We start from the raw sequence: 22769 nt of genomic DNA, 5'->3' as shown, positions 1-22769 counted from the left end.
CGCAAGGCTGCGACGTTGCCGCGTGGGAACGGTGGAGTTGCCGATGCCGGGGCCGCACGTCCGCATGGCACCGCACCGCGGATCGGTACTCGGGACAGAGTCGTCGGCCCGCTCCGAATCGCGAGCTGTGATGTCGCGGCGATGTCCCTGGGCGGGGCTGGTCGGCCGTCCCAGCTGCGCGGCAGGAGAAACTTTCCGCTGGTGGGACCGCATTTCCTGGCGATCGGTAGGCCATCTTCCGGATCGGCGCTCACAAATGAGAGCACTGCTCTTGACAAGCGGGCACGGGAGGAGCATGCTCTTCATCAGCAGAGAGCAACGCTCTCTAAAACGAAAAGGAGAGCGCAATGTCCGAACTGCACGTAGTCACCGGCGCAGGCCCCGTCGGCACCACCGTTGCCGAGCAACTGGCCGCCGAGGGCAAGAACGTCCGCATCCTGACCCGCTCCGGCAGCGGCCCCGAGCACCCGCTGGTCGAGCGCCGGCGCGTGGATGTGACCCAGCGCGAGCAGCTGGCCGCCGCCGTCGACGGCGCGGTGGCCGTGTACCACTGCACTCACGGCTCGAAGTATGCCGCGAGCACCTGGTGGGCGGAACTTCCCTCCACCGAGAAGACCGTCATGGAGGTCGCCGGGGAGGCCGGGGCCGTGGTCGTGTTCCCGGAGAGCCTCTACGCCTACGGCCCCGTCGACGGGCCGATGACCGAAAACACACCCCGCGAGGCCGATTTCGGCAAGCCTGCGGTACGAGTGGCGCTACTGAAGGCCCGCGAGGAGTCGACCACCCCGACGATCAGCGTCGCCGCCGCGGACTTCATCGGCCCGCACGCGCGGAACTCACACGCCGGTGAGCGCATGGTGCCGAACATCTTGACCGGCAAGTCCGTTCAGGCCCTCGGCAACGTGAATCTGCCGCACTCGTTCACCTACATGCCCGACCTCGCGGCCGCGATGATCCGCGCCGCGCAGGACCGCACACTGTGGAACAGCTTCCTGCACGCGCCGACCGCACCGGCGGTGTCGATCCGCGAGCTGGTGCAGCTGCTGGCCGACGCGGCGGGCAAGCCCGCGCCGAAGATCATGGGGATCCCGGGCTGGGCGCTGCGTGGGATGGGCCTGTTCAACGAGGAGATGCGCGAACTGGCCGAGATGAACTACCAGTTCGCACGGCCGTTCCTCTTCGACTCCACCGCGAGCGAGGCCCGGCTGGGCCTGAAGCCGACCCCGCTGCCGGAGGTTGCGGCCGGGACGGTCGCCTGGTGGAAAACCGTTGTCGCCGAGTCGAACTGATACCGATCTCGGAAATCCTTGGAGCGCAACGCAGCACCGACCCTGATACCGCCCGTCACCGACGCCGGGCGGACGGGACGGTCCGGACGGGTCATCGGCGACTCGTCCGGAAGACCGGGATCGCTGATCAACCGACGCCCGGAATACGTTGCAACTCGGACGGATATCGGTTCGACCGTCTCGAATCCGTTGTCACTCAGATGTAATCGCTGATCATCGTGCCCCACGTGCCCGGCTCCAGCGCCTTGAACACATGCCTGGAGTCTCCCGGATAGCTGATGTAGTCACCGGGATTCAGCTCCACGGGCGACTCCGCGAGACCGACCAGGGCACGGCCCGCGGCCAGCACCACATGTTCGACCACACCGCGCTGATGCGGATCCGAATCGCGGGGTTGCCCGGGCTCCGCGGCGATCCGGTAGATGTCGTGACGCGGACTGGGCGGGCAGGCCGCCAGCAGCGTCGCGGTGTACTCCGAGCGCGCGGAGGCGAGCCGCGGCCCCTCGTCCGCCCGAATCACCTTGACCTGCGGCTGCGGCTGCTCCAGCAGACTGGAGAACGGAATTCCCAGGGCGGTGCACAGCGCCCACAGGGTTTCGATGCTCGGATTGCCGGTGCCCGATTCCAGTTGCGACAGAGTCGATTTCGCAACCCCGGCCCGGCGGGCGACCTCGGTCAGTGACAGCCCGGATCGACCGCGTTCGCGGCGCAAGGCCGCGGCAATCACTTCCTGTGGCGTCGGCTCCTGGATACTTCCCTGCTCGATCATGGTGACTTCAGAGGGTACCCGGGCGAGCGCGGCACCAAGTTGACGAACCGTCGCGACGATGTTCATTATAGAAGTCATGCGTTCGATATGGCGAACACTGGATCGGGGTGACCTCACCGGTATCGCGACCGTCTGCCTGGCGGTCGGTGTCACCGGCGCATCCTACGGCGCGACCGCGGTGACCTCGGGCCTGCCGGCCTGGCTGCCCATCGTGCTGAGCGTGCTGGTGCTCGCGGGCGGATCGGAATTCCTGTTCGTCGGCATCGTTGCCGCAGGTGGTGGGCTCGCACCCGCGGTGCTGGCCGGGCTGCTGGTCAATGCCCGGCACCTGCCGTACGGGCTGTCGCTGCCCGACGTGCTGGGCACCGGCTGGCGGCGCCTGATCGGCACGCACGTGATGAACGACGAGTCGGTGGCACTGGCCATGGGCGAATCCGACCCTACCCGCAGCCGCGCCGCGTATTGGATGTGCGGTCTGGGCGTGCTGCTAGCCTGGCCGCTGGGCGCGCTGCTCGGTGTCGGCATTGGGACCGCAGTGCCGAATCCCGCCAAATTCGGCCTGGACGCGATCTTCCCCGCGATTCTGATCGCGTTGGCGCTCCCCGCCCTACGCCAGCCGGACACGCGGCGCGCAGCCCTGGCGGGCGCCGCTGCCGCCGCTGCCGCCGCGCCGTTCCTGCCTGCGGGGCTGCCGGTGCTGCTGGCATTGCCCGCCGCGTATGTGGCGCTGACCGCGGGGGACGTCATCGGCAGACTGCGGGACAGGCGTCGGCGGAGCAGTCGGGACAACGACGCCTCGGCGCAGCCCGAAACCTCCGGCATGCCAGCGGTGCAGCGCGTCCAGACCGAGGCGTCCGTGGCGTCGCTCAGCACCGCGGGCGGATCATCGACACGGCACAGGCCGTCAACACAGTGCGGGCCTTCGCCCCGGCGGGAATCGTCGACCGAGCGCCGTGTGTCCACGCAGTGTGTGCCATCAACACAGCATGGGCCGTCGACGCCGCACGAATCGTCGACGGATGACGGGCGCATCCGCGAATCCGCAACACCACATGCGGTGCTGACCGTGAGGTCCGGCACCGGCGAGGTGGCGTCGTGAATGTCACGCTGATCGCCGGTGCGGTCGCACTCGCCACCGGTACGTACGGCATTCGTTTCGCGGGTCCGGCGCTGCGCCGTCGCATCACCTTCGCGCCGCGCATCGCCCAACTGCTGGAGATCGGCTCGGTGGTGCTGTTGATCGCGCTGGCGGTCACCACACTGGTCCCCGCCCATCACAGGGCCGACATCGCGCTCCCTGCCGGAGTCCTGGTCGCCTTGATCCTGGCCTGGCGGCGCGCCCCGCTTGTCGTTGTGGCACTGGCCGCGGCCGCCACCACCGCGCTGCTTCGGCTACTCGGCGTCGCCTGAGCCGAGACTCGGCCACACAACTGCGCCGTAGGTCAAGCCAACGGCACCACATCGCTCAGTGAATTCTCAGCGACGGTATGTCAGTGTGGTTTGTCGGCCACGACGGCGCGGACCTGCGCCCCGACCGAGGAATCGAGGATATGACCGCGCCCGCAGCACCGTCGCCAGGCTCCATCCTGAGCCTGGACGCATCGAACATCGACGGATCCTGGTATGTCGACATGACCCGGTTCGCGCGGGACACCCCGTGGCTGAACACGCCGATGACGGCGTACAGCACCCTCGGATTCGGGTTGTTCGTGGTGCTCATCCTCATCGGCTGGTGGATCGCCCGGCGACGCGACGCGACGGCGATGACCGCCGCGCTGGCCGTGCCCGCCGCGGCGGTCATCGCGTACCTGGTGAACGACTCCATCAAGCTGATATTCGCCGAACATCGGCCGTGCTACCGCTTCCCGCACGCATTCCTGCTCGAGAAGTGCCCCGTCATCGACGACTACTCGTTCCCCAGCAATCACACCGTGGTGGTCTTCGCCATGGCCGCGGCGCTGCTACTGGTCAGCCGCGCGCTCGGGATCTGGGCGCTGATCGCCGCGGCGGTCATGGGCGTCTCGCGCGTCTACGTCGGCGCGCACTACCCGCACGATGTCGCCGTGGGTGCCGTCGTGGGACTCGTCGTCGGCTATGTGTCCGCGGTCCTGCTCCGCCGGTACGCCACTCCCCTGGTCGCCAGGCTCTCGACGGGTCCCCTGCGGCCCCTGCTCACGACGACCTCGTCCGGTCGGAACAGCGCCGAGGATCACGCCGGAACCGTTCCGGACCACATCGGTCGGGCATGAACGTCGATGCCGCGCCCGAATGTCAGCGCGCGAGCAGCGCGGGACCGCGGCGGCGGGCCACCGAGCCGTAGCGGGCGTCCAGGCGGAGCCAGGTACGGGTGGCGCGCACGCGGACGATCTCGCCCGGGGCAATACGCCGCGCTTCCGCGCGTTCACCCGCATGCGGAATGAAATCCATTGCGGTCAGCGCGAATACGACCCGCATCGGGACCTCGACCCGGTCCCCGTCGCCGGTGACCGTGAGCACCGTCTGATCCAGCAACGAGGCCGGCGGGCCGTGACCGCTGCCGTGCTCGCTGGCCAATTCCGCACCGCGCTCGGCCAATTCGACGAGCGTGCGGGCCGGAACATCGTCGATGTGAGCGAATCCCGACGTCGGCGGAAGCGCGGTGCGCCAGGCCGAGTCCATCGAGAATCCCAGGTCTACGCGGCCGTTCGCGGCGGGCCCCTGCAGACCCGACAGCAGGACGTCGCCCGCGGCGGTGACGTCGTCGACGCCCAGCTCGCCGACCACCGTGCGCACCGCGAGCGCCTCGAAGCCGGTCGCGGCCCACGCCGATACGTACCGATCACCGCGCCGACGCAGCCGGATGACGGCGGCCGGATCCAGGCGCACAGCGCGTGCGACGAAGGTGGCCAGATTCTCTCGTTCGGCGGGATCGGGGATCCGCAGCGTCCCCTGCCCGGGAGCGAGCGGTTCGGGTGTCGGTGATCCGGGCATCATGGACGTACGCGATTCACTTCCAGAGCGCCAGATAGTCGCGCTCGACCGATGTCAGGCGGCGCAGGCGCTGGGTGTCGATATCGAAGGCGGCCATCTGGGTGGTGGCCAGCACCGCGGCCGGGGAATCCGGCGCCGCGCCCGCGGCGCGCACCTCGTAGCCGATCGTGAAGTCCACCGCGCGCAGCCGTTCGATCCACATCGCCACGTCCAGCGGGGTGTCCTCGTGCCGGAGCTGGCCCTTGTACTGCACGTGCAGGTCGGCCAGCACGCAGCCGGCGCGCAGGCCCTTGGTCGGCCGGTCGTCCTCGAACAGCCAGGGAATCCGCGCCTCCTCGAGCAGCGTCACCATTCGGGCGTGGTTGATGTGCTGGAAGACGTCCATATCGGACCAGCGAACCTCCACCTTGGTGTGGAAACGCCGGGGTAGCACGGCATCCTGCGCTCCCTCGCCGCTGGGCGAACCGATACTCGTCACGCAATACCTCCCGATCGGGCTACCGCCCACCCGCCACGGCAGCGCGGGCGCGATGAGCATGGGCTCGGCCGACCCGCCGCGCCGCTGCGTTCGGACCGATCCGGCTATCCAGTATGCCTGTGTCGCGTCACCGCTCCGGAACGGCGGTGGTTGTCGCGGTGTTGGTGAGAAATACCGGCCAGCCGATTTCGGTGCGCCATCGGGAAGCGTCCGTGGTCTCGCGCGGGCCGACGACGTAGTACTCCCTGATCGGCCCCGGCACTCCGAGCGCACTGCGGGCAACGTAGTCGGCCAGGTTCGCATAGGTGCGGTCGACGTCGACCGGCGAGCCCAGATGGCATATCACCGCCAGTTCGGCCGCGGGAATCACGGCCGGACGCACCCGGCCGATGGGGCGGACGGTGCCGGTACACGGTACGAAGACTGTCGTTTCACCACGATGGTCGGTGAACACCTCGTCGGAGTAGATGCCACCGGCGGGACCGGACGGTGCCAGTTTCTGCGCGGTGAGCGTGGCATGGAGTTCCCCCAGCGCGCCCTGCAACCATGCCGGGCCATCCTCGGCGGAGACGATCTCGGTGACGGCCGCGGCGGTGGTCACCGGAGTGGCACGCAGCTCGATCGGGACATCGTCGGATGGGTTTGCACCCAGTAGATTTCGCAACTGGTCCACGGCGCGACGGGTGCGGTCGAGCTGCTGGTGCAGGCGTTCCAGGTGCGTCTCGATGCGTGCGTTGCGTGTGCCGGGATCGGGCGCCTCGAGAACCTCCTGGATCTGCTCGAGCGGCATGTCCAGATCGCGGAATCGCCGCACGATCTGCGCGGTGGCCAGCTGGTCGGTGGAGTACCTGCGGTAACCGGTGTGCGGATCGACATCGGCGGGTGCGAGGAGTCCGATCTGGTGATAGTGACGCAGCGTCTTGACCGTCAGATGGGTGGCACGGGAGAAATCCCCGATCGACATGTAGGCGGACACGAGCACCATTGTGCAACCTCCCCCTACGGGAGAGTTCGCACCTGTTTGCGACTTGACCGTCCCGCCGCGGCAGCACCGAGGCTGGTGTCAGCGGCTCATCGGGGGTCGCGGAAAGGACACTCGCAGCCATGAGGCACATGATCGAATCGACCGAGCGCACCGGCGACGAAGACACCGCGGTCGTCGCCCGCTACACGGCGGTCTGGAACCAGCGCGACGCGCTGGTGCGCCGTCAGGGAATCGCCGAATTGTGGGTCGACAACGGCGTGGAGTACGTCGAGGGTGCTCGCTTCGAGGGGCTCGCCGAGCTCGACACCCGGATCACCGAGGCCTACGACGAGTTCGTGGGCAGCGGGAAGTACCGGGTGACCCACGCCGAGGACGCTCGCCGCTCCGGCAACATCGTCAGCTTCACCATTCAGCTGGTCACCGGTACCGGTGAGATCGATTGGGCAGCACGCGTTTTCCTGATCCTCGACGGTGACGGCCGGATCCGGGAAGACTATCAGCTCACCACACGCCCCCTGGCTGCCGCGTAGGCCCGCTGATGTCTTACCTGACCACGCCCGACGGAACCGACCTGTTCTATCGAGACTACGGCGCCGGCCGGCCGATCGTATTCGTGCACAGCATGCTGATGAGCAGCGACATGTGGCAGCACTCGATGCTGCACCTGGCCGAGCACGGCTACCGGACCGTCGCCTACGACCGACGTGGGCACGGGCGTTCCGACGATCCCGGTACCGGATACGAATTCGACACTCTCGCAGACGATCTGGCCGCGCTGCTGGACCAGCTGGAGTTGACCGACGTCATGCTCGTCGGCCACTCGATGGGGGGCGGCGAGGTCATCCGGTATCTCACCCGCCATGGCAGCCAGCGCGTCTCACGCATCGCGCTGGTCGGCGCGACGGCCCCGTACCTCGATGTCGACGCGAGTGCCGCGGCGGCACAGGTGGAAAGGATCCGCACCGAGTACGGCGACTGGGTCGCCGACAATGCCGGGCTGTCGTTCGGCGACCACCTACCCGGCTGCACCATTTCACAGCTCGAGCGGGAGGCCACTGTCCGCGACTGGATGCGAGTGTCGCTGCACGCCGCCGTCGAATGCACGCGGGCGAATGTGGCGGCCGACTTCCGTACCGAGGCTCGCCGAATTACGCTGCCGGCGCTGGTGATCCACGGTGACCACGATGTATTCGCCCCGCTGCACACCTGCGGGCAGCGCTCCGCGGACCTCATCGCAGACAGCAAACTGCTGATCTACGAGAACGGATCCCACATGCTCCATCTCTCCCATCGCCCCCGACTAGGCCGGGACCTGCTGGACTTCGCAGCCTCATAGGCGGCTGTTTTGCCGCCGAGTACCCGCGTGCAACCACCACCGGCTACGGCACGCGGGTACAGGGGCACGATCAGGCCGGGCGACGGCGGTGGTTGCAGTAGATTCGGCGCGGGGATTGTGATGTCCTGCCGGAGAATGTCTCTCACCGCGGGGGCGTCCCGAACCGCACCAGAATCCTGGAGCTGCATCGCGCCTGGTTCGAGGGCGGGACCCCGCTGGTAGTGGACTTGCGCCCCATCGACAGGAATCGCGCTGCGCCGCGGCAGCATTGATACACGGAGCACGCCGAGGTCCGACCGCCGGGGTGGACGGGCCCTGTGAACTCGACTCGCGCGATCGCCGAGACAACCCCGGATCCCCGAGCCATGGCCTGGAGCAGCAGAGTCGGTACCGGACTGGGGAAGTCCGGTCCGTGCCGGTGCCTCGCGTGAAGGCACCGGCACGGATCACTCAGCGCATGGTCTCCGACTGCGCGCCGACGCCGCTGACCATGCTGCGAACCTGGCGAGCGGCCACCGAGAGGGTGGCCAGATCGTGGGTGCCCGATTCGAACAGTTCCGACAGGGCCGCGCGGGCGCGGCCGAGGCGGGCCTGGTTCTTCGACTCCCAGTACGCGATCTTCTCCTCGGCAGTCTCCTCCGGTTCGCCACCGGAGAGCACGTCCAGGGTGAGCGAGCGCAGCGATGAGTACATATCGTCGCGCAGCGCGAGCCTGGCCAGTGCGTGCCAGCGGTCACCGCGTTCGAGATGGCTGACCGCCTGCAGCAACCAGTCGATCTTGAGGTGCTCGTTGAGCGCGTAATAGAGCGCACCCACCTCGGCTCCGTCGCGTTCGGTGATGTCGGCGATGTCGATCACATCCAGCAGCGGGAACAGGTTCAGCAGGCCGAACACCTCGGTCGCCAGCTCTTCCGGCGCGCCGCGCGAGATCAGCGTCGTCGACTGCTCCTGCAGCGTGTCGATATGGTGGCCGCGCAGCCAGCCGGGCACCTTCGGCGCCAGCTCACGCACCCCATCGCTGTAGCGGTGGATCTCCGAGCCCACAGCGATCGGCTGCGGGCGGTTGGTCAGCAGCCAGCGCGAGGCACGGTCCAGGGTGCGCTTGGTCTCGAGCTCCAACTCGTCCTTGACCGCGATGGAGGTGTCCGCGGTGCGGATGCGATCCCAGATCGACTGCAGATCGAAGATCTGACCGGCCGCGGCGAACGCCCGCACCGCATCGCTGGTGCTGGCGCCGATCTCCTCGTTCAGGCGATGCGCATAGGTGATGCCGCCGAGATCGACCATCTCGTTCACCACCATCGTCGTGACGATCTCACTGCTGAGCCGATGCCGCTTGATCGCCGCCCCGAACCGCTCGCGCAACGGAGCCGGGAAGTACTGCGGCAGCCGCGCGGAGAAGTAGGGACTGTCGGGCAGATCGGTCTGGTGCAGGTCGGCCTTGAGCGAAAGCTTCACGTGCGCCATCAGGTTCGCCAGTTCGGGCGAGGTGAGTCCGCGACCCTCCTCGGCGCGGCGCTTCATCTGCGCGTCCGTGGGCAGCGCCTCGAGCTCGCGGTCCAGGCCGCGCTGCGCCTCGAGCTCGTCGATAACGCGCATGTGCACGTTCAGCATCCGGCACGCCTCGGCGCGGGACATGCCCATCAGGAAGTTCTGGGAGACATTGTCCGCCAGCACCATCGTGGACACATCGTCGGTCATCGAGGCCAGCAGCGGGTTGCGATCGGCGGCCGCGAGCTCGCCACTGGTCACCACGCCGTCGAGCAGAACCTTGATGTTGACCTCATGGTCCGAGCAGTCCACGCCCGCCGAGTTGTCCAGCGCGTCGGTGTTCATCTTGCCGCCGTTGGCGCAGAACTCGATCCGGCCGTGCGCGGTGGCGCCGAGATTACCGCCCTCGCCGATCACCTTGACCCGCATCGCGTTCGCATTCACGCGGATCGCGTCGTTGGCCTTGTCGCCGACGTCGGCATTCGATTCGGTGCTGGCCTTGACGTACGTGCCGATACCGCCGTTCCACAGCAGGTCCACCGGGGACAGCAGGATCGCCCGCATCAGCTCCGGCGGGGACAACGAGGTGATTCCGTCGCCCAGGCCCAGCACCGCGCGCGCCTGGGCGCTGATAGGCACGGCCTTGACCGTGCGGTCCCAGACCCCGCCGCCCTCGCTGATCAGCGAGGCGTCGTAATCGGCCCACGACGACCGGGGCAGGGCGAACATCCGCTCCCGCTCGGCATAGGAGGTCGCGGCGTCCGGGTTCGGATCCAGGAAGATGTGCCGGTGATCGAACGCGGCCACCAGGCGGATATGGCGGGACAGCAGCATGCCGTTGCCGAAGACGTCGCCGGACATGTCGCCGACGCCGACCACGGTGAAATCCTGTGCCTGCGTGTCGATGTCCATCTCGGCGAAGTGACGCTTCACGCTCTCCCAGGCGCCCTTGGCGGTGATGCCCATCGCCTTGTGGTCGTAGCCCGCCGAACCGCCCGAGGCGAATGCGTCACCGAGCCAGAAACCGTATTGCTGCGCAACATCATTGGCGATGTCGGAGAACGTCGCGGTGCCCTTGTCGGCAGCGACCACCAGGTAGGTGTCGTCGCCGTCGCGGCGCACCACCCGCGCTGGGGGCACCACCGTGCCCGAGGCGTGATCGACATTGTCGGTCACATCGAGCAGACCCGAGATGAATGTGCGATAGCACGCGATGCCCTCGGCCTGCAGCGCCTGGCGATCGGCCACCGGATCCCCGGTGGTGGCCGGCGCGTGCTTGACCACGAATCCGCCCTTGGCGCCCACGGGCACGATCACCGCGTTCTTCACCGCCTGTGCCTTCACCAGGCCCAGAATCTCGGTGCGGAAATCCTCCAGGCGGTCGGACCAGCGCAACCCGCCACGCGCCACGGGGCCGAACCGCAGGTGGACGCCCTCGACCCGGGGCGAATACACGAAGATCTCGAATTGCGGCCTGGGCTTGGGCAATTCGGTGATCTCGCGCGGCTCCACCTTGATCGACAGATACGGCCGCGAATCGCCGTTGTCGTCGGTGCGGTAGTAGTTGGTCCGCAGCGTCGCCTTCACCAGGCTCAGGATGGCGCGCAGGATGCGGTCCGCATCCAGGCTCACCACCTCGTTGATCCGCTCGGCCACCGCGGCCTCGAGCTCGGCCGCGCGCTCCGCCGAGGCCGAGTCCGGGTCGAACATCGCCGCGAACAGCTCTACGAACAGCCGCGCCACATCGGGCGCGCCCAGCAGCACGCGCGCGATGTTGGCCTGGCTGTAGGGGAAATCGGCCTGCTGCAGGTACTTCGAGTACGCCCGCAGGATCGACACCGTGCGCCAGTCCAGCGCCGCGCGCAGCACCAGTTCATCCAGCGCGTCTGCCTCGGCGCGCTCATACCACAGCGCGCGGAACGCGTCGGTGAACCGCTCGCGCAGCCCGCGTTCCCGAGCCTCGAGCTCGTCGAGCCGGGCGGAGGTCTCGACGAGCTGCGCGTCCATGTTGCGGTCCAGTGACAGCCGCAGCAGGTCGGGACGTGCCTGGAGGCCGAAATCGTAGATCCAGCAGACCTGTTCGTCCTCGAACGTCAGCTGATAGGGGCGCTCGTCGACCACCTCCACGCCGAGGCTCTGCAGCAGCGGGAGTACCTGGCTCAGCGAGATCCCACCGCTGACGTAGAGGGTGAAACGCCATGAGCCGGGCTCGGATTCGGGACGCCGGTACAGATGCTGGTCGATGCGACCCTCGCCCAGGCGCTCGAGCCGGACGATATCGGCCAGCGCGCGGACGGGCTCGAAATCCTCCTTGTACGCCTCGGGCAGTGCGGACGAATACCGTTGCACGACAGCGGGATCAAGCACGGCGGAGGTGGAAACCTCCTCGCGCAGATCGTCGTCCCAGGTGCGGCTGGCCCGCGCGAGCAGATCCTGGATGCGCACCCGGTTCGCCTCGGAGGAATCCACCGGGGTGCCGGGCTGCGCGAGACGCACCGTGAAATACACACTGGCGAGCTCGTTTTCGGACACGCGTGCCGAATAGTCGATCGAGACGCCGCCCAGTTCGCGGACCAGAATGTCCTGCATCTCGAGGCGGACCCTGGTGGTGTAGCGGTCGCGCGGCAGGTAGACCTGGCAGGCCACGAATCTGCCGTAGGAGTCCGAGCGCATGAACAGTCGCACCTGACGGCGCATGCTGACGTTGAGCACCGCGCTGGCGGTGCGGCGCATCGTGTCCACGTCGGAGGAGAACAGCTCGGTGCGCGGGAAGGACTGGATCACCTCGAGCATGCCCTGGCCGGAGAACGAATCCAGGTCGAACCCGCTGGCCTCGATGACCGACCGCACGCGGCGCTCGATGACCGGGATGTCCAGCACGTTCGCGTGCAGGGCGCTCACGGTGAAGACGCCGATGAACACGTGCTTGCCGATGACCTTGCCCGCGTCATCGAAGTCGGCGACGCCCACGAAGTACGGATAGACCGACCGGTGCACCGTCGCCGGCACCAGGCCCTGGGTCAGCAGCAGCAGCGGCTTGTCGCCCCCGTTGACAGGTACCCGGAAGTCCGTGCCGACATCCGGGCGCAGCACGCCGAGGCAACTATCCGGCACCACAACCGATTTCGAGTCCGAGGCGTCGCGTTCGTAGCGGGCGTAGCCCAGCACGGTGAAATTGCCGGCGGCGAGCCATCGCAGCAGGTTCGCGCAGTCGACCAGATCGGTCGGAGAGAAGGGCGGCGTGCCCTTCTTGGCCGCGCGGCTCAGCTCGTTGGCCAGGCTGTCCTGCATGGCGCGCATGGCCTCGGTATCGCCGATGACCTGGCGCACGTCGGTGAGTACGTCGGGAATCTCGTTCTCGACCCGGGTCAGTAGCTCGCGGCTGGTCGACGGGTGCAACTGCACGTGCATCCACGATTCACGCAGCCCGGTCACGCCGTTCCTGTCGACCTCGTGGGCGGCGGCGGATTCGAGCCGGCCATCGGCATCGCGGATGACCTCGAAGATCGGATGGATCACCTCGCTGACGCTGACCCCGATGCGGGTCAGGGCGGCGGTCACCGATTCGACCAGCAGGGGCATGTCGTCGGTGACCAGCTGTACCGCGGCACCCAGTCCGGAACCGTCGTCCGGATTGTGCACCAGCACCCGGCGCTCCCCGGCACGGCGTTGCATACCCAGCTCTAGGTGTCGGCGGAACACCTGGCTCGAGCTTCCTGTGATAGCGCAGTCCACATCGCCGGCGTCCACGTGGCGGAAGTACGCCTCTTCGAGCGCCGCGAGTTCACTTCGCAGCGGCTCCGGCAAACCCGCCGCCCACGCGGCACTGGACAATTCGGACGAGACGGTCATTTTCTTCGCCAACTCCTCGGACTCGGTTCCGTAACAAAGTGACGCCGGAGTCGAGAGTAGCTGGGCGCCGTACGCGTCGGGGGCGGATTTACTCCCAATGCGAGGACGACGCCCAGCCGCCAGAACGGCCCGGTTGGTACGACCACACCCGGGCGTCACCGAAAAAGCAGGTGAAGCCCGACAAATGTTGCGCCGGAGATCATTTGGCACCTCGACGAAATGTGGCGAATCACACGTTTCGCCGGATTGTTACTCCTTGGTAGCCGAAGCCTTGCCGGGTATCAATCCCGGGTGAGCTTGCGGTGCGTGACCCGATGCGGACGGGCCGCCTCCAGTCCGAGCCGCTCGATCTTGTTGGCCTCGTATGCCTCGAAGTTGCCCTCGAACCAGAACCACTTGGCCTCGCTGTCGTCGTCGCCCTCCCACGCGAGGATGTGGGTGCAGGTGCGGTCGAGGAACCAGCGGTCGTGGGAGATGACCACGGCGCAACCGGGGAACTGCTCGAGCGCGTTCTCGAGCGAGCCGAGAGTTTCCACGTCGAGGTCGTTGGTCGGCTCGTCGAGCAGGATCAGGTTGCCGCCCTGCTTGAGGGTCATCGCCAGGTTCAGGCGGTTGCGCTCACCACCGGAGAGCACCCCGGCGGGCTTCTGCTGATCGGGCCCCTTGAAGCCGAACGCGCTGACGTACGCGCGCGAGGGCATTTCCTGGTTGCCGACCTGAATGAAGTCCAGCCCCTCCGACACGACCTGCCACACGTTCTTGTTCGGGTCGATGCCGGCGCGGTTCTGGTCGACGTAGCTCAGCTTGACCGTCTCGCCGACGGTGACGGTGCCGCTGTCGGGCGACTCCAGTCCGACGATGGTCTTGAACAGCGTGGTCTTACCGACGCCGTTGGGGCCGATCACGCCGACGATTCCGTTGCGCGGCAACGTGAACGACAGATCCTTGATGAGCTGGCGGTCGCCGAAGCCCTTGTCCAGGTGCCCCACCTCGACCACCACGTTGCCCAGGCGGGGACCCGCGGGAATCTGGATCTCCTCGAAGTCCAACTTGCGGTGCTTCTCGGCCTCGGCCGCCATCTCCTCGTAGCGGCCCAGGCGGGCCTTGTTCTTGGCCTGACGGGCCTTGGCGCCCGAACGCACCCAGGCCAGCTCCTCCTTGAGGCGCTTCTGCAGCTTCTGGTCCTTCTTGCCCTGGACCTCGAGCCGCTCGGCCTTCTTCTCCAGATAGGTGGAGTAGTTGCCCTCGTACGGGTAGGTGCGGCCGCGGTCCAGCTCGAGGATCCATTCGGCGACGTTGTCCAGGAAGTACCGGTCGTGGGTGACGGCCAGCACGGCGCCCGCATAGGAGGCCAGGTGCTGCTCGAGCCAGAGCACGCTCTCGGCGTCCAGGTGGTTGGTCGGCTCGTCCAGCAGCAGCAGATCGGGCTTGCTCAGCAGCAGCTTGCACAGCGCGACGCGGCGGCGCTCACCACCGGACAGGTTGGTGACCGGCTCGTCCGGCGGCGGGCAGCGCAGCGCGTCCATGGCCTGCTCGAGCTGGGAGTCGACATCCCACGCGTCGGCGTGGTCCAGGTACTCCTGCAGCTTGCCCATCTCGTCCATGAGCTCGTCGGAGTAGTCGGTGGCCATGAGCTCGGCGATCTCGTTGAAGCGGTCCAGCTTCACCTTGACCTCGCCGAGGCCCTCCTCGACGTTGCCGCGAACGGTCTTCTCCTCGTTCAGCGGCGGCTCCTGCAGCAGGATGCCGACCGTCGAGCCCGGCGCGATCCAGGCCTCGCCGTTGTTCGGCTGATCCAGTCCGGCCATGATCTTCAGTACGCTCGATTTACCGGCGCCGTTCGGACCGACGACACCGATCTTGGCGCCGGGCAGGAAGTTCAAGGTCACATCGTCCAGGACGACCTTGTCGCCGTGTGCCTTACGAACTTTCCTCATCTGGTAAATGAACTCAGCCATGCTCGGGATCCTATCGGTGACGCGGAGCGTCTTCGTCGAGGGTGGTGGGGGTATCGGGGGGCGCCTGCACGACGCCTTCGGCATCGAGTGGGGCAGCGTACGGGACAGCCGCAGGGGTAACGCTCGCGACCTGCGGGGAGTTCCGGTTGCGGCGCTGCACCGTCGCGGTGCAGCGGCCCAGATCCGGCCCGAGGGCGCTGGCCCGCAGCTCCAGATCATGCCTGGCGACGCCGTCCTTGGTGTGGTACTCGTTCGAGCGCAATTGCCCGTAGGCGATGATCGGATCGCCCAGCCGCAGCGAGGCGTCGACCCCGTCGACGAGCCGCCGCCAGCAGTTGATGGTAACGAACAGCGAGCCGCCGTCGACCCATTCGCCACGGTCGCGGTTGAGCCGGCGGGCATTGCTGGCCATCCGGAACGTCACCATCTGTTCCCCGCTGGCGAGCGTGCGCCGTACCGGATGTGTCACCACATTGCCGATCAGGGCCGTATATGCCTCGTACATGATTCCACCCCTCGATGTTCGACATTGCACGCGATTCAGCCCCCACTCCGCGAGCCCTGCGGCCCTGGAGACGAAACCCAGCGTTGTCGATCCCGGACCGTCCCGCCACCGAGAATCCGAAATTGTGGATAACTTTTCCGGATGTGAACATCCATTGTTCCGGATAATCTCGCCTACAGCGTCGTCGGATCGGTATTGGCACCGCACAGCACCACCACCGGCCGCTCCCCCGGTTCGGGCACGTAGACCCCGCTCTGAATCGCGGCCAGCGCTGTCGCACCCGCCGCCTCGACCACGATCCGGAACTCCCGCCACAGATACTCCCGCGCCATCGCGATCGCGTCGTCGCCGACCAGGACCGAACCGATGGCGTACCGCTGCGCGAGCTCCATCGCGATGGCACCGATCCTGGTGGCGCCCAACGCATCCGCGGCAATACTGTTGACATGCACGTCGACCGGGCGGCCCGCGGCGAGTGCGGCGTGCAACGTCGGCGCGCCCTTGGGTTCGACACCGATCACCCGCCCGCGCGGGCCCAGCGCGGCGGCCATGCCCCCGGCCAGGCCCCCGCCCCCCACCGCCACCAAGACCGGCGGCCGCCCCCGCACCTGCCGCTCGATCTCCAGCCCGAGCGTGCCCGCCCCGGCAACCACCGCCGGCAGGTCGTAGGCGTGCAGCTGCACCGCGCCGCGCTCGGCGGCGAGTTCGTCGGCGTGGCGGTGGGCGTCCGCGTATGTCGTTCCGTACCAGAGCACTTCCGCGCCGTAGGCCCACATGGCGGCCACCTTGGTGTGGGGTGCGGACTCGGGCACCACGGCCGTGCACGGGCGGCCCAGAATCGCGCAGGACAGCGCCGCCGCGATGCCCGCATTGCCGCCCGAGGCGATGATCACCGGACGCTCGTCGGCACCGGCCGACAGCAGGGCGTTGAGGCTGCCGCGCACCTTGAAGGTGCCGCCGTGCTGCAGATGCTCCAGCTTGAGCGTCACCTTGACCGGCCCGTGCGGCCCGAGGATCTCGGTGTGGAACACCGGCGTCACCCGGATGTGATCGCCGAGGCGCGTCCGCGCCGCGCGCACGTCGGAGCGATACAGGCGCGCCACCCCGCTGACCGTCACCGCTGCTCCCGGTCCTGCCGGGCCAATTCGGCGAACATGGCGTTGTACGCGGCCAATTCGGCGTCGTGATCGCGTTCGGCGGCCCGGTCGATGCGCTTGGCCTCGCGCGAATCACTGCGCGACCACTGGATCAGCAACGCGAGCATCACCACCACCAGCGGGATCTCACCGCTGGCCCACGCGATGCCGCCGCCGGTGTGCTGATCGCCGAGCAGATCGTGATCCCAGCTCAGCCCCAGACCTCGATAGAACCAGCCGCCCATGGCCGTGGTCGTCAGGCTCATCAGCGCCAGGCCGAAGAAGGCATGGAAGGGCAATGAACCGAACACCATGCCGACCTTGGTCATCGGCTGCACCTGGCGCGGCTTCGGGTCGATCCCGAGCACCACCCAGTAGAACAGGTAGCCCGAGAGCAGGAAGTGCAGATTCATCGCCAGGTGCGCGCCGTGCAGATTCAGCGAGGCGTCGAAGATCCCGCCGAGGTACAGCGCGTAGAAACCGGCGACGAAAATGACCGCCGCGATGACCGGCTGGGTCAGGAACCGCGACACCGGATTGTGCACCGCCGCGAGGATCCACTCGCGCGGTCCGGGCGCGCCGTCCTTGCCTGCCGGGGGCAGCACCCGCAGCGCCAGCAGCACCGGGCCGCCGAGCGCGAACAGGATCGGCGCCAGCATGGCCAGCATCATGTGCTGGGCCATGTGCACGCTGAACATGGCGGGGGCGTACCGGCCGACGCCGGAGCTGGTGGCGAACAGCAGCACCGCGCACCCGCACATCCAGGAGACGGTGCGCCCGACCGGCCACGCGTCGCCGCGGGCCCGCAGCCGCCGGACCCCGACCAGGTACAGCACCGCCAGCACGATCGCGAGCGTTCCGAAGATCAGGTCGAAGCGCCAGTCGAACAGGATCCGCGTGATCGTCGGCGGCCCGGGCAACGAATACCCGATCTCCACCTCGACGGGGGTCGGCACCGTCTTCAGATCCGGCGGCGGCGTGCGGCCCAGCCCCACCGCGAGCCCGATGGTGGCCGCGAAGATCAGCGCCTCGACACCGGCGAAGCGAATCAGCGCGCCCCGATCGGACGGATCGGCGGCCAGCGCGGGAATCGCCTTGCGCCGCTGCACGAATCCCATGACGCCCAGCACGCACAGCGCCGCGGTCTTCGCGACGACCAGCTGTCCGTAGGTGGTCGTGAACAGATCGCTCAACGGCACCCGCACCCAGGCGTTGATCACGCCGCTGATCGCGACGATGCCGAAGGCCCAGGCCGCGACGGCGGAGAATCGGCGCGCGGCCAGATCGGTGTGCGCGCCGCCGCGGACCGCGTGCGCGAGCACCGCGAACAGCCCGCCGGTCCACACCGTGACCCCCGCCAGATGCAGAATCAGACTGTTGGTCGCGACGTCGTGTGCCCCGCCTGCCGACGAGTGCCCGGTGAGCGCGATCGGCAGCAGGCACAGCAGCGACAAGCCGAACAGCGGCGGCGTCCATCCCCAGCGCAGCGCGAGGCGGCACCCGATCGCGAGCACCAACGCCATGACGGCGGTGAACCGCCACGCCCCGGCGACCTCGACCTGACCGATCGCATGCCACACCTGCTCGGGGCGCCAGATGGTGCGCACGGGTTGCCCGGTGGTGTCCGAGAGCGTCAGGGGCACCAGCAGCGCCGAGGCGCCCGCCCAGACCAGCGCGCAGATCCCGGCGCGCCGCAGCGCGCGGTACCCGCCCACATCGAGCAGGCCGTCGCGCTGCGGCGGGGTCAGGAACGCGGCGAATAGCAACGATCCGATCGTCATAGCCGCGCACAGATCGGTGATCGCCCGCAGCGCGGGCAGCCCGTAGGTGGTCAGCGGCCCGGGATCGGGAATGCCGAGCAGGGTCAGCGCCTGCGCCGCGGACAGACCCACGACCAGCGGTGCGACGAATGCCGCCAGCGCCACCGCCATGGTGGTGAGTACCGGGAACATCGCCGCGGAATCCGACCGGGTGGCCTGGCTGACAGGTTCGGCGGACGGGTCTTGCGGCGACGACATGCCGTCGAGCCTAATGCCGTTCGAGGGCCCCGGCGCCCCCGCCCCGACCCCGGCGGCAACCGCTGTGACGTGGCTGACAAGCCCGTTGGTTGCTCACCATCAACTCGGATGGACCTGGACGGTCGCTATAATCAACCCGCTGGACAGCATGCCTCCGACCAGGCATGGTGTTTGGTGCCGCACTGCCTCCGTAGCTCAGTTGGATAGAGCAAGGGCCTTCTAATCCCTAGGTCGCAGGTTCGATTCCTGCCGGGGGCGCTTTAGGGCTCTGAACTGCGACAACGTCGTCGGGTTCAGGGATTCCCCGCCCGCACAACGCTCAAACACCAAGGAACTCTTCCAGAGAGTGCGCTCAGCTTCCGGACGCTCACCGGTTCGGTGAGCGTCCGGAAGGCTCGGGGATCAGAAGGGGCGGGGCGGCAGCGGCTTGATGAGCGGGGCGAGCAGTTCCCCCGAACGCTCGACGGTGAGGACCTCCGTGGGGTCCAGCGTGATGATCTCGCGCTGGGATTCGTCGATCTCCCACACGTCCTCGCCGACCAGTCGGCCCTGGTCGTCGTAGGGCCAGATCATGTGCTCGACGTTCTTGACGAGGTAGGTCGCGTCCGGGTCGACGTCGACTCCGCCTGCGGCGAGGATCGCACCGGGTGTCTGCTGGTAGATCGCCGCGGTCGAGCAGATCATGTTGTCGCCGACCGCGAGCGTCTCGTCAGCGGCATAGAAGATGCACTGGCCGGTGCCAGTCCACTCGCTGTAGACGGCCTGCACCGCCTCGGCGCCATCGAGGACGGTGTTCATTCCGAATACGTTGAAGTGGTAGACGGGATGTTCGATGGTCATGTCCGGGGCGAAGATCTCCTTCCATCGTCCAGCCATCTCCAGATTGCGATGCCGGTCGTAGGCTTGCAGCAGGTATCGGTGCCGCGGGTTGTCGGTGGTCTCGATCAAGCGCCGCACGGCGATGTTGGTCATGGTGATGTCGAATCGGTCCACGATGGTTCCTTCTCTTTCTGTTGCAGTTGGCGTTGCGAAATGGGTTGTGTCCGTGTGATCTCGGCGGCTGTTCGAGCCGGGCAGTGCCTCGATACGGGCAGGGGAAGGTCCGCCGCGGTGGCCGGGTCTGTTCGATCCCGCGGGGCGGACCGGCATCACCTCGTCGCGGAGGTAACGAGTTGAAGTCATCCGCCACGGGACCCGGCAGCCGGGTGGTCAGCGTGGACGACTTCGCGCTGCGGCGCCGAAACCGTTACGGCACAGCGGTGATCGTGCGGTCACCCGCGAACGGATCACTGTCCTGGCCGACCGGAAGTCCGAAACTCTCGCAGCCTGGCTACGGACCAGCCCCGGCGTCGGCGTGTCGTCCGCGATGGGTCGGCCACCTATGCCGAAGCCATCCGCAGGACCTTGCCCGGCACGGGCATCGGCGGCGGTGATCTTATGCGGCTGGCGCCGCCTGCCGTCCGCGGGTAACGATCGACGACAGGCAGTTGGCCGCGAATTCTCTACTGGCGCGGCGCGGCCGGTTGCGCGGGATCTTTGCAGTAGGCGGTATCGGGCGGGCAAGGCGCGAGGATCGTGGAGAAGTATTGGATCGCCGAGAACAACATGATGGGCCCGCCGGCGAGGACGAGTCCACCCATGGTCCCCACGGCACCGAGGGTGGCGGCGCCGAGGACGCAGCCCGCGACGGCGGCACCGACGAAGGGGACGAGCAGGACCAGGACGGGGCTGGCGAGCGCGGCGCCGGCGGCTGCTCCGACGAGGCACCCGACACCCGCGCCGACTACGGCACCCAGGACCGCGCTGACGGCGGCTGCGACGGCGGAACGTCCGGCGAAGGCCTGGAGGGCTTGGGCGTCGCGCGGGGTGAAGGATTCGGCAACCGGCTTGGCGGCTATCTGCTTGTCGGCCTGATCGGGGGTGATGATCTTGTCGGCGGTGACGGCCTCTGCGGCCGGTACGGGTCGTCCGGCGTTCTTCTCGGGGGTCAGTGTTGCTGTGTCACCGTCGATTCGGGCGGCGATCGGGTAGGCGGTGTTGTCGATTCGGTAGGTGAGCGGGATCGCCGCGATCGGCTGGTTGGTGGGATCGGTGAGGACGAGTTGGCCTGCGACGACTCTCAGGGCTCCGCCGCTGATGGTCAGTTGCGCGGCATCGCCTTGCCGAGTGACTTCGTAGTGGACGCCAGCATTCTCGGTGTGGTCGGGCGGCGGGGTGGCGTCGGCGGTCGCGGCGGTCAGCGCGAGGGCGGTCGCTGCGAGCACGGCGGTGGTGGTTTTCCTCATCGGTTGTTTCCTCGGTTCATCGGTGTACTTCCGTGGTGGAAGGCTTTGTGCGCGAAACCAGTTCGGCCAGGGTTGAGCGGCGGCCTGCCAGCGGGGGCAGGGGTGCAGGCCGAAACCACGTATCCCCTCGAGTGGTGGAGCATCCAAGTTGCTGGGGAGGGGACGATCGAGCGTGTGGCTCGTGGTCAGTCGGAGATTTGTCTGACCGCCGGTACTTTCCAGCTTCCATCGAGAAGCGATGGTGGATTGTCTGTCGGCCAGTACATGCGCAGCATGAGGTTGAACCGGTCCCTGGGTGCAGGTAGCCAGTTCGATTCCTTGTCCGCACCCGGGGAGTCGGCCTGGATGTACAGGTCGACCGAACCGTCGGGGTTCTCCTTCAGCGGGTTGCGTTGGCTCAGGGTGTATCGGTTGAGTGGATTGGCGACGAAGAAGTAGTCGGCGTCGTACATTGTCAGCGACCAGAAGGCCTTGACCGGCGGCATATGTCCTTTGTCGAAGTGCATGACGTATTTGTTGGCGCCGCTGTATGTCTGTGTCGGGCTCGGCCCCGGGGACATGGGATAGATGGCGTCCTGCGGCAGGTTGGCGCCCAGTCCGACGGCGGTGATGTAGGCGCGTTGGATGTAGTTCGTGCCGTACTGGCCGGTCTTGGTGGTGAACAGCCAGCCGTCCTGCAACGAATTGTCACCGGCGGCCACACCGGCCTTCGCCCAGGCCATGATCCTGCTCTGCGCAGTTTTCGGTGCGTCGGCAATGGCTTTGGTCACCACCGGATCGAGCGTGGTCGCGCCGAAGTCCCGGCCTGGCACGATGCCCAGTTTGCCCAGTTGGGCGCGCATCGGGGCGTCGGCGGCGGACGGCGGGTTGGTCGCGAGCAAGCTCGCGAACAGCTTGAAGAAGGACGCCCCGTCCAGGGCATTGACCTGATCGCGGACGGCGGTCTTCATGTCGATCGACGGGTCGACCGTGCCGGGTGTGGGGGTGTAGGGCTTGCCGTAGGACGACAGCGGCACTGCGGTGATCTGGTCTTGCAACGCGTGCACGGCTGCGTAGTCTTCGGGGGTGCCGGTGGAGTAGATCCGGCCGAGTAGCCACACCATGTCGGTGTCCGACTTGTATTCGGTGACACCGGCGGGCAGCGTGCCCTTCCAACCGGGGCCGGTAATCGCGAATGTTTGGGCCTTGGTGCCGGTGGTGCGGCTGCCCGGAGAGGCGAACACGTTGGTCCAGCCGTCGAGCATCGGCAACAGGTAGTAGCGGCTTCCCATGTCGGGCACGCTGACGATCCACGGTTCCTTGGCGACATCGAACCATGCCGTCGTGTAAAGGGTGTCGGCATTGGGTGCGGTAACGGCCCTGAATTGTGCGTCCGGGTATTCGCGTTTGCGGACGAACTGCCCCTGCGGGGCGTGGCCGGCGTCGGGCGATGCGACGTTGGTGAACGCCCGTCGCGTGTATTCCATTGTCACCAGGGGGTACGCGTAGGTGTAGGCATCGACTGCGGTGGCCGCGAGCTCGGTAGCGGATTGCCCGCCCGTCTTGGTGTTGTCACGGCCGCATGCGGCGAGCATGCCGACGACGAGAGTGAGGATGGCGACTACGCTCGCCAGGGTTCTGCTCTTCACTCGGTTCACCTCTGTCCTCGTGATGTGCCGCGCCTGTCGTCGTGGGACGCGGCGAACCGATTCGGGTGC

The 22769-nt window shown here is 67.6% G+C and carries 17 protein-coding genes, 1 tRNA gene and 2 pseudogenes; 8 read left to right on the top strand and 12 right to left on the bottom strand.

What is annotated here, in order from left to right:
• Window positions 1–347 precede the first annotated feature (347 nt).
• Window positions 348–1289, top strand: coding sequence for an NAD-dependent epimerase/dehydratase family protein (locus KO481_RS14580; RefSeq protein WP_215917638.1), 942 nt, complete (start codon window positions 348–350; stop codon window positions 1287–1289).
• A 196-nt stretch (window positions 1290–1485) separates the two neighbouring features.
• Here the strand turns inward: KO481_RS14580 and KO481_RS14575 are convergent, their stop codons facing one another.
• On the bottom strand, window positions 1486–2058 hold the full coding sequence (locus tag KO481_RS14575; protein WP_215917904.1) for a helix-turn-helix domain-containing protein: 573 nt from the start codon (window positions 2056–2058) through the stop codon (window positions 1486–1488).
• 76 nt (window positions 2059–2134) lie between these two features.
• Here KO481_RS14575 and KO481_RS43025 point away from each other — a divergent pair.
• From KO481_RS43025 to KO481_RS14560, 3 genes and pseudogenes are all read left to right on the top strand, one after another.
• Window positions 2135–2797, top strand: a pseudogene (locus KO481_RS43025) (AzlC family ABC transporter permease); the annotation flags it as partial.
• A gap of 356 nt (window positions 2798–3153) precedes the next feature.
• Window positions 3154–3468: an AzlD domain-containing protein gene (locus tag KO481_RS14565; RefSeq protein ID WP_215917636.1), complete on the top strand. Its 315-nt coding sequence runs from the start codon at window positions 3154–3156 to the stop codon at window positions 3466–3468.
• Window positions 3469–3545: 77 nt separating this feature from the next.
• Entirely contained in the window at window positions 3546–4307 is a 762-nt protein-coding gene (locus KO481_RS14560; RefSeq protein ID WP_215917635.1) for a phosphatase PAP2 family protein, read from the top strand.
• A gap of 22 nt (window positions 4308–4329) precedes the next feature.
• On the opposite strand, the gene KO481_RS14555 is transcribed toward KO481_RS14560, so the two are convergent.
• From KO481_RS14555 to KO481_RS14545, 3 genes are all read right to left on the bottom strand, one after another.
• Window positions 4330–5031 (bottom strand): DUF8185 domain-containing protein, encoded by a 702-nt coding sequence (locus KO481_RS14555; RefSeq protein ID WP_372452026.1) that lies wholly within the window; start codon window positions 5029–5031, stop codon window positions 4330–4332.
• A gap of 13 nt (window positions 5032–5044) precedes the next feature.
• Window positions 5045–5506: an acyl-CoA thioesterase gene (locus KO481_RS14550; protein ID WP_308166606.1), complete on the bottom strand. Its 462-nt coding sequence runs from the start codon at window positions 5504–5506 to the stop codon at window positions 5045–5047.
• A gap of 127 nt (window positions 5507–5633) precedes the next feature.
• The gene (locus KO481_RS14545; RefSeq protein ID WP_245400901.1) at window positions 5634–6491 is read right to left on the bottom strand and encodes a MerR family transcriptional regulator; all 858 of its coding nucleotides are present in this window, start codon (window positions 6489–6491) and stop codon (window positions 5634–5636) included.
• Between the two features lie 119 nt (window positions 6492–6610).
• Between KO481_RS14545 and KO481_RS14540 the strand changes: the two genes are divergently transcribed.
• Both KO481_RS14540 and KO481_RS14535 read left to right on the top strand, forming a co-directional pair.
• Window positions 6611–7021: a hypothetical protein gene (locus tag KO481_RS14540; RefSeq protein ID WP_215917633.1), complete on the top strand. Its 411-nt coding sequence runs from the start codon at window positions 6611–6613 to the stop codon at window positions 7019–7021.
• An 8-nt stretch (window positions 7022–7029) separates the two neighbouring features.
• Window positions 7030–7827: an alpha/beta fold hydrolase gene (locus KO481_RS14535; protein ID WP_215917632.1), complete on the top strand. Its 798-nt coding sequence runs from the start codon at window positions 7030–7032 to the stop codon at window positions 7825–7827.
• A gap of 450 nt (window positions 7828–8277) precedes the next feature.
• Here KO481_RS14535 and KO481_RS14530 read toward each other — a convergent pair whose 3' ends face one another.
• From KO481_RS14530 to KO481_RS14510, 5 genes are all read right to left on the bottom strand, one after another.
• The gene (locus tag KO481_RS14530; protein WP_215917631.1) at window positions 8278–13170 is read right to left on the bottom strand and encodes an NAD-glutamate dehydrogenase; all 4893 of its coding nucleotides are present in this window, start codon (window positions 13168–13170) and stop codon (window positions 8278–8280) included.
• Window positions 13171–13451: 281 nt separating this feature from the next.
• Window positions 13452–15128 carry an energy-dependent translational throttle protein EttA gene (ettA, locus tag KO481_RS14525; protein ID WP_215917630.1) on the bottom strand — a complete coding sequence of 559 codons (1677 nt, stop codon included), beginning with the start codon at window positions 15126–15128 and terminating at the stop codon, window positions 13452–13454.
• A 10-nt stretch (window positions 15129–15138) separates the two neighbouring features.
• On the bottom strand, window positions 15139–15633 hold the full coding sequence (locus KO481_RS14520) for a single-stranded DNA-binding protein (protein WP_215917629.1): 495 nt from the start codon (window positions 15631–15633) through the stop codon (window positions 15139–15141).
• A 173-nt stretch (window positions 15634–15806) separates the two neighbouring features.
• On the bottom strand, window positions 15807–16751 hold the full coding sequence (locus tag KO481_RS14515) for a threonine/serine dehydratase (protein ID WP_308166605.1): 945 nt from the start codon (window positions 16749–16751) through the stop codon (window positions 15807–15809).
• The gene (locus KO481_RS14510; protein ID WP_215917628.1) at window positions 16748–18787 is read right to left on the bottom strand and encodes a bifunctional copper resistance protein CopD/cytochrome c oxidase assembly protein; all 2040 of its coding nucleotides are present in this window, start codon (window positions 18785–18787) and stop codon (window positions 16748–16750) included. Before KO481_RS14510 ends, KO481_RS14515 begins: the two co-directional genes overlap by 4 nt.
• 184 nt (window positions 18788–18971) lie before the next feature.
• Here KO481_RS14510 and KO481_RS14505 point away from each other — a divergent pair.
• A tRNA-Arg gene (locus KO481_RS14505) sits at window positions 18972–19045 on the top strand.
• A gap of 144 nt (window positions 19046–19189) precedes the next feature.
• On the opposite strand, the gene KO481_RS14500 is transcribed toward KO481_RS14505, so the two are convergent.
• A complete protein-coding gene (locus KO481_RS14500) occupies window positions 19190–19780 on the bottom strand; it encodes a hypothetical protein (RefSeq protein ID WP_215917627.1) in 591 nt (196 codons plus the stop codon).
• A 209-nt stretch (window positions 19781–19989) separates the two neighbouring features.
• On the opposite strand from KO481_RS14500, the pseudogene KO481_RS43020 reads away from it, so the two are divergent.
• A pseudogene (locus KO481_RS43020) lies at window positions 19990–20197 on the top strand (transposase); the annotation flags it as partial.
• Between the two features lie 92 nt (window positions 20198–20289).
• Here KO481_RS43020 and KO481_RS14495 read toward each other — a convergent pair.
• A complete protein-coding gene (locus KO481_RS14495) occupies window positions 20290–21072 on the bottom strand; it encodes a DUF8020 domain-containing protein (RefSeq protein WP_215917626.1) in 783 nt (260 codons plus the stop codon).
• A 185-nt stretch (window positions 21073–21257) separates the two neighbouring features.
• A complete protein-coding gene (locus KO481_RS14490; RefSeq protein WP_215917900.1) occupies window positions 21258–22646 on the bottom strand; it encodes a DUF1254 domain-containing protein in 1389 nt (462 codons plus the stop codon).
• Window positions 22647–22769: the final 123 nt, after the last annotated feature.

Origin of the sequence: Nocardia albiluteola, from assembly GCF_018860155.1 — a bacterium.
GTDB lineage: Bacteria > Actinomycetota > Actinomycetes > Mycobacteriales > Mycobacteriaceae > Nocardia > Nocardia albiluteola.
The sequence above is the reverse complement of the archived record's forward strand: the minus strand, read 5'-3'. Positions and strand labels throughout refer to the sequence as shown.